3 protein-coding genes are annotated in these 3,621 nt (G+C 71.4%); 1 reads left to right on the top strand and 2 read right to left on the bottom strand.

Annotation, left to right across the window (positions count from 1 at the left end; translation table 11 throughout):
* Positions 1-118 precede the first annotated feature (118 nt).
* Both G6028_RS12805 and G6028_RS12800 read right to left on the bottom strand, forming a co-directional pair.
* Positions 119-1,009, bottom strand: coding sequence for an oxidoreductase (locus G6028_RS12805; RefSeq protein WP_182659105.1), 891 nt, complete (start codon positions 1,007-1,009; stop codon positions 119-121).
* 138 nt (positions 1,010-1,147) lie between these two features.
* On the bottom strand, positions 1,148-1,942 hold the full coding sequence (locus tag G6028_RS12800) for a MerR family transcriptional regulator (protein ID WP_182639101.1): 795 nt from the start codon (positions 1,940-1,942) through the stop codon (positions 1,148-1,150).
* Positions 1,943-2,044: 102 nt separating this feature from the next.
* On the opposite strand from G6028_RS12800, the gene G6028_RS12795 reads away from it, so the two are divergent.
* On the top strand, positions 2,045-3,610 hold the full coding sequence (locus G6028_RS12795) for a succinic semialdehyde dehydrogenase (protein ID WP_182659104.1): 1,566 nt from the start codon (positions 2,045-2,047) through the stop codon (positions 3,608-3,610).
* Positions 3,611-3,621: the final 11 nt, after the last annotated feature.

Genomic DNA, 3,621 nt, shown 5'->3' with positions numbered 1-3,621 from the left:
CTCCAGGCGCCGCGGCTGAGCCGCGAAAGTGCCGTGGCGGCTGAGCCGCGAAGGTGCCCGGTGGCTGAGCCGCGAAAGTGCCCTGGCGGCTGAGTCGCGGGCCGGGCTCAGCTCGTCGTCACCGCGCCGCTGTCATCTCCGCGCACCGATCCCACAGGGCCGCCGCCACCGCGCGGTCGTGCGAGGCGCGGGTGGAGTCGACGATCTTCGGGTATCCGCTGAGCTCACCGAAGCCGTCGGGACCCACGTACGCGCCGCCGGGAACGGAGTCGACGGTGGCGGCGTAGAGCTGGGGAAGGGCCCCGCGCTCGGCCGGCTGGACGAGGAACGGGACCTTCTCCGCGACCCGCATCATCAGGTCCTGGACCCGGCTGCCGCTGCGGTACTGGAGATTGGTGGCCGAGTACCCGGGGTGGGCGGCCACGGCCTTCAGCGGTGACCCCGCCGCGTCGAACCGACGCTGCTGCTCGTAGGCCAGCATGACGCAGGCGAGCTTGGTGGCCGCGTAGACCCCCATCGGCGAGTACTTGCGGCGGGTCCAGTCGAGGTCGTCCGGATCGACGGTGCCCCTCTTGTGCATCATCGAGCCGAGCCACACCACCCGATCGGTGAGCACGGGGACGAGCTGCTCGGTGAGCGCGAAGTGGCCGAGCACGTTCACCCCGAACTGCATCTCGTGGCCCTGGGCCGTGCGCGACTGCGGGATGTTCATCAGTCCGGCGTTGTTGATCAGCACATCGGGTCGGTGGTCGGCCAGCACCCGACCGGCGGAGCGGACCGAGTCCAGATTGGCCAGATCCAGCTGGACGACCTCCGCCCGATCCGGGTGCGCCAGGCCGGCCCGGGCGGCCTCGGCGCGGGTGGTGTCCCGGCACGCCATCAGAACCCGGGCTCCCGCCGCGGTGAGCGCCCGGGTGGACTCGAGCCCGAGGCCGGCGTTGGCGCCGGTGATGACGAAGGTCCGGCCCGTCTGGTCATGGATGTCGGCTGTGGTCCATCGACTGGTCATGCGTCCAGGGTACGCACGACCGGCCTCTCGTCGGCCGAGTCGCGCGCCCGGAATGGACCGTCCGGGGCGCGTGACCGGTCGCGATCCGGACGAACACGCAGCGCGATCCGGGAGCGGATCGGTGAGGGACTACCGGGATCAGTCCCACGTGGCGGTGTCGGGGTCCACACCGTGCGCGCGGGCGTCGGCCTCGACAGCGGCTTCGATCCACCCGGTCAGGCCCGGCTCGAGCGAGTCGTACGTCTCGCTGAAGCGAGGGTCCTGCCGGTACATGCGCGCCAGCAGCACCTGCATCGAGCGCGTGCAGTCGTAGAACGTCGAGATCGACGCACGATGCCGCTCGACCAGCTCCGCGGCCCGGGGTGAGGCGGGGTCCACCCCGGCCCGCTTGGCGGCGGCCAGGTCGGCGTTGAGCGAATCCGTCTCGGCCTTGACCCGGCGCCAGTCCTCCTTGGACATCGTGCTCGTGCGCTGTCGCGACTGTTCCCACTGCGGGGTGTCGCCCCACTGCTGCTGCGCCTCGGCCTGCCAGTCCTCGTTCCAGTCGGTGCCGAAGATCTCGGCCCGATCCGCGGGTGTCAGTGGTGTGTTCACGGCGATCGCCTCCTTCAGGCGGTCTACTGCGGAGACCATCTCCTGCAGGTGCGAGATGCGGTCGAGGAGCAGCTCGCGCTGCCGGGACAGGTGGGCGCCCTCGTCGACGTCGGGGTCGTCGAGCAGCACCCCGATCTGCGCCAGCGGGAGGCCCAGCTCGCGGTAGACCAGGATCCGGTGGATGCGCGCGACGTCGTCGTCGTCATACACGCGGTAGTCCGACCACGTCCGTCCACTCGCCGGCGCCAGCCCGATCCGGTCCCAGTGGTGCAGGGTCCGGATACTGACGCCGACGAGGTCGGCGACCGCGCCCACGGTGAGCCCGTCACTGCTCGTCATCGCTCCAGCATCTCTCACATCGACCACCCTGGGCCCTGACGCGACGTCAGGGTCAAGGGCGAGTCGGTACCGCGTCGGCTTACTCGTCGGTAACGTCGGGGCATGAGCCGACCCACGCCCCGTGTCTACGACCGACTCCGCGACCTGGTCGCGATCCCCGAATTCCGTTCCGATCCCTCGAGTCGGGAGTCAGCCGTCATCGAGGAGGTCTTCACCGGCGAGCCGCTCGCCGAGATCCCCGTGGGCACCGCCGACGACGTGCTGGCCGCCGTCGAGCGGGCCCGCGCCGCCCAGATCGCGTGGGCCGACCGCGAGCCCGCGGACCGCGTCGCCGTGCTCAAGCGCTTCGCCTCCCTGGTCATGCGCGATCGCGAGCAGCTCATGGACATCGTCCAGGCGGAGACCGGGAAGAGCCGGGCCTCGGCGCAGGAGGAGGTCCTGGACTGCCTCATCACCGCACGTCACTACGCCAAGACGGCCCCGGGGCTGCTCGCCCCCAAGCGGGTCCAGGGCATGCTGCCGGGCCTGACCAAGGCCGTGGTCCGACGCCACCCCAAGGGCGTCGTGGGTGTGATCGCGCCGTGGAACTACCCGCTCAACCTCGCCGCCACGGACGCACTGGCGGCCCTGGCCGCGGGTAACGCCGTGGTGATCAAGCCCGCCTCCATCACGCCGTTCTGCGCCCTGGCCGCAGCGGACCTGCTGTACCGCGCGGGTCTGCCCCGCGACCTGTTCCAGGTGGTCCCCGGTTCGGGCCGCACCGTCGGCGGGGCGATCGTGGAGAACGTGGACTACCTCATGTTCACCGGCTCCACGGCCACCGGCCGCACGCTCGGTCGCCAGTGCGGCGAGCGGCTCATCGGGTTCTCCGCCGAGCTCGGCGGCAAGAACGCCATGATCGTCGCGGCGGGCGCCGACCTCGACGAGGTGGCCGAGGTGGCAACCCGCGCGTTCTTCTCCAACTCCGGCCAGCTCTGCATCTCGGTGGAGCGCGTGTACGTGGAGAGGTCGGTGGCCCCCCAGCTCATCGAGAAGCTCACCGCCCGCGTCCGGTCCATGAGTGTGGGCCCGGGCTACGACTTCGAGGCGGAGATGGGCAGCCTGATCTCCCGGGATCAACTGGACACCGTGACCGCCCACGTCGACGACGCCGTGGCCAAGGGCGCCCGCGTCCTGGCCGGCGGTCGCCCCCGCCCGGACCTCGGCCCCCTGTTCTACGAGCCGACACTGCTGGCCGACGTCCCGGAGGACGCCACCTGCTTCGGCGAGGAGACGTTCGGCCCGGTCGTGTCGATCTACCCGGTCGACTCGGTGGACGAGGCCGTGGCCAAGGCCAACGACACCGAGTACGGGCTCAACTCCTCGGTGTTCGCCGCGTCGGACTCGGAGGGCGAGGAGATCGCCGCGCGGCTGCGGACCGGCACCGTCAACGTCGGCGAGGGCTACGTCGCGGGCTGGGGTTCGGTCGCGGGCCCGATGGGCGGCATGGGCGCCTCCGGTGTGGGCCGACGCCACGGCGACGAGGGACTGCTCAAGTACACCGAGGCGCAGACGATCGCCACTCAGCGCGTCGTGCACATGGGCGGGCCGTCGTTCCTGCCCCGCACGCGGTGGCAGCAGTTGCTCGCGCCCGCCACCGACGCCATGCGCTTCCTGCCGGGGCGGTAGGCGGGCGGCCG

This window comes from Dietzia cercidiphylli (assembly GCF_014145145.1).
Taxonomy (GTDB): Bacteria; Actinomycetota; Actinomycetes; order Mycobacteriales; family Mycobacteriaceae; genus Dietzia; species Dietzia natronolimnaea.
The sequence above is the reverse complement of the archived record's forward strand: the minus strand, read 5'-3'. Positions and strand labels throughout refer to the sequence as shown.

What these genes read in the sequence shown, in the direction of transcription:
- G6028_RS12805 (WP_182659105.1), bottom strand. Translation starts at nt 1,009, where the DNA reads ATGACCAGTCGATGGACCACAGCCGACATCCATGACCAGACGGGCCGG.
- G6028_RS12795 (WP_182659104.1), top strand. Translation starts at nt 2,045, where the DNA reads ATGAGCCGACCCACGCCCCGTGTCTACGACCGACTCCGCGACCTGGTC.
- G6028_RS12800 (WP_182639101.1), bottom strand. Translation starts at nt 1,942, where the DNA reads ATGACGAGCAGTGACGGGCTCACCGTGGGCGCGGTCGCCGACCTCGTC.